This window comes from Microbacterium sp. CPCC 204701, assembly GCF_004010105.1.
Classification (GTDB): Bacteria; Actinomycetota; Actinomycetes; order Actinomycetales; family Microbacteriaceae; genus Microbacterium.
The window spans coordinates 1-2,473 of record NZ_RRYE01000414.1; the positions used below are offsets into that span (position 1 = coordinate 1).

The 2,473-nt window shown below is 71.2% G+C and carries 3 protein-coding genes; all 3 read right to left on the reverse strand.

Translation table 11 applies throughout. The features are described from left to right. Positions 1-44: 44 nt before the first annotated feature. From EIO58_RS16150 to EIO58_RS16160, 3 genes are read right to left on the reverse strand one after another with little or no spacing between them, the layout of a single operon-like run. Positions 45-686 (reverse strand): FMN-binding negative transcriptional regulator, encoded by a 642-nt coding sequence (locus tag EIO58_RS16150; RefSeq protein ID WP_127820347.1) that lies wholly within the window; start codon positions 684-686, stop codon positions 45-47. 35 nt (positions 687-721) lie between these two features. Beyond that, complete coding sequence (locus EIO58_RS16155; protein ID WP_127820348.1) at positions 722-1,720, reverse strand: Fpg/Nei family DNA glycosylase; 999 nt, start codon at positions 1,718-1,720, stop codon at positions 722-724. 2 nt (positions 1,721-1,722) lie between these two features. After that, positions 1,723-2,289 (reverse strand): ribose-5-phosphate isomerase, encoded by a 567-nt coding sequence (locus EIO58_RS16160; protein WP_127820349.1) that lies wholly within the window; start codon positions 2,287-2,289, stop codon positions 1,723-1,725. Between the last annotated feature and the right edge of the window lie 184 nt (positions 2,290-2,473).

The window sequence follows — 2,473 nt, forward strand, 5'->3', positions numbered from 1 at the left end:
CCGGGCGTTCCCGATGACAGCGGGCGCGTCGCCGGCGGCCGGCGTCATCGTGCCGCCCGGCGGGTCTCGAGGTCGCGCCGCATCTCGCCCGCCAGGCGCGGGTCGGCGTACGGGCCGGAGCCCGCCTCCAGCTCGGCGATCACCGTCTCGACGACCTCGTCGGAGCGGTTCTGGCTCAGCTTGCGCTTGGCGACGACGCGCGTCGGCGTGAGGCGGAACCCGGCGGTCCCCCGCTCGAGGCGCCGCACGTAGTCGGGATCGTTCGGCGGCTGCCACATCAGCCGCGGCTGCGGCATCCCGTTCTCGAACCGCGCGACCAACCGTTCGAGCACCTCGAGGTTCTCTTCGGGGCTGAGGATCTCGGGGATGCCGGAGAGATGGGCCGAGACGAAGTTCCACGTCGGCACGCTCGCCGTATCGCCGTACCAGCCGGGCGAGACGTACCCGTGCGGTCCCTGCACGACCACGAGCAGCTCGCGCTCGCCGAGCCCGTGGATCAGGTCGTCGGGCTTGCCGACGTGGCCGACGACCGTGAGGTCGTCGCGGCCCTCGTCCAACAGCACGGCGTAGTGCGACGCGACGAGCCCCGCGTCGGTCGAGCTCACGATCGTGACCCATGGATTCTGCTCGATGAGGCGACGGATCTCGCCGACGTCGGTCATCGCGAAGCTCGGGTTCTGGCGCATGCGTCCAGCCTAGGGATCGGAAGCCGAACAGCGGTTCACGCCTGGCAGTTCGGGCACCAGTAGAGCTTGCGGGTCGCGGCCTCCTCGACCACGATCGCGGTGCCGCATACGCGGCACGGCAGACCTGCCCGGCGGTAGACCCAGTGCCGGTCGTCGCGGCTCGCCATCGCCTTGCGGTACGCGTCGGGGTCGAGGTCGTCCATCGTCATCATCTGGCCGGTCTCGACGCCGATCGCGAGCAGTCGCACCCAGTCGCGCCAGATGCCGCGCACGACCTCTTCGGGCACATCGCGCCCGGGCGTATGCGGGTTCTGACGCGCCCGGTAGAGCAGTTCTGCGCGATAGACGTTGCCGATGCCGCTGACGACGGCCTGGTCCATCAGGATCAGCCCGATGGGTGTGGGCTTGCGCCGGACCACCGCGGTGAACCGCTCCTCGCCCTCAGCCGCGTCGTCGACGAGCGGATCGGGGCCGAGCTTCGCGATCGTCGCAGCGACCTCATCCGGTGTCTGCAGCTCGCACGCGGTCGGGCCGCGGAGATCCGCGCAGGTCACGTCCGTGATCAGACGCAGGCGGACCTGCCCGACGACCGGCGGGGGCCACGCGTCGCCCTCGTCGGCAAGGCCCGTCGTCTGCTCCGACATCCGCACGTGCACGCGGGTGCGCCGCGGTGCCCCGATCGAGGTGAGCGAGTTCTCGCCCGCCGCGTCGAGGATCGGCTCCCCGGGATCCGTCCCGCGCTGGTTGGTCTGCCCCATGCGGCCGTTCGCCGACGCGATGGTCGGGTCGACGAGGATCTCGCCCGCGAAATCCCACGCACCGTACATCCCGAGGTGAACTCGCAGCCACAGGTCGTCGTCGAACTCGAGGAACATCTGCTTGCCGACCGCACGCACGGCCGTGGCGGTGCGACCGCTCAACATCGCGGCGCCCTCGACGAATCGCCCCTGCGGACTTGATGCCGTCACGGCGCGGCCGACGACATTGCGGTCGAACTGACGCGCGATGCGGTGGACGGAGTGGCCCTCGGGCACGCTCAGCCGGCTTCGGGGTCGAACGAGCTGTCGTCGGCCGCGAGCACGTCGGGCCCTCCCGCTCCGAGTCCCTGACCCTGTCGAAGGGCACGGGGGTCGGGTTCGAGGGTGCCGTCCTGCTCGAACGCGGCGAGCTGCGCGATGCGCCGCGCGTGGCGCTCCTCACCCGAGAACGGGGTCTCGATGAACCGGTCGATGAACGCCGTCGCCTCCTCGAAGGTGTGCTGGCGCGCCCCGATCGCGATCACGTTGGCGTCGTTGTGCTCGCGTGCGAGCTCGGCCGTCGCGATGCTCCACACGAGTGCGGCGCGCACTCCGAGCACCTTGTTCGCGGCGATCTGCTCGCCGTTGCCCGAACCGCCGAACACGACGCCGAGCGTCTCGACACCTGCCTCCTGATCGCGGACGACGGCCTGGGCGGCGCGGATGCAGAAGGCCGGGTAGTCGTCGAGCGGGTCGTACTCGATCGGGCCGTGGTCGACGACGTCGTGACCGGCGGCGGCCAGGTGATGCTGCAGCTGCGTCGAGAACTCGAGGCCGGCGTGGTCGGTCGCGATGTGGATGCGCATGTCTCAATCCTAGGGAAGCCGGCGAGGGCGATGAGGAGGGAGCGCACGGCTGCCGCCGCGGCGCACGCTCAGGGCGCGAGGCCGGCGGCCGCCGGCTTGAACCCCGCGCGCACGTTCTCGCAGCACGCCGGACGGCACACGTCGAACCAGGGGCCGAGGCCGGTCGCATGCGGGCGCTCCGCCG

Bases quoted from the DNA above. Each gene is read 5' to 3' on its own strand.
- EIO58_RS16150 (WP_127820347.1), bottom strand. From the start codon at position 686: ATGCGCCAGAACCCGAGCTTCGCGATGACCGACGTCGGCGAGATCCGT.
- EIO58_RS16160 (WP_127820349.1), bottom strand. From the start codon at position 2,289: ATGCGCATCCACATCGCGACCGACCACGCCGGCCTCGAGTTCTCGACG.